Source organism: Pseudoalteromonas sp. Z1A8 (assembly GCF_011378855.1).
GTDB lineage: Bacteria > Pseudomonadota > Gammaproteobacteria > Enterobacterales > Alteromonadaceae > Pseudoalteromonas.
Genome location: NZ_WTLB01000131.1, coordinates 1 through 314, shown reverse-complemented (window position 1 = coordinate 314; position 314 = coordinate 1). Strand labels below are relative to the sequence as shown.

Below are 314 nucleotides of genomic sequence, written 5' to 3'. Positions count from 1 at the left end.
TAGCTAGTTGGTAGGGTAAAGGCCTACCAAGGCGACGATCTTTAACTGGTCTGAGAGGATGACCAGTCACACTGGGACTGAGACACGGCCCAGACTCCTACGGGAGGCAGCAGTGGGGAATATTGGACAATGGGCGCAAGCCTGATCCAGCCATGCCGCGTGTGTGAAGAAGGCCTTAGGGTTGTAAAGCACTTTCAGGAGCGAGGAAGGGTGATGACTTAATACGTTATCATTTTGACGTTAACTCCAGAAGAAGCACCGGCTAACTCTGTGCCAGCAGCCGCGGTAATACAGAGGGTGCAAGCGTTAATCGG

Annotated in this window: 1 rRNA gene (running past one end of the window); it reads left to right on the top strand. The window is 52.9% G+C overall.

The features are described from left to right. A 16S ribosomal RNA gene (locus tag GQR55_RS20000) occupies nt 1–314 on the top strand; its annotated part reaches 244 nt to the left of the window's first position; the annotation flags it as partial.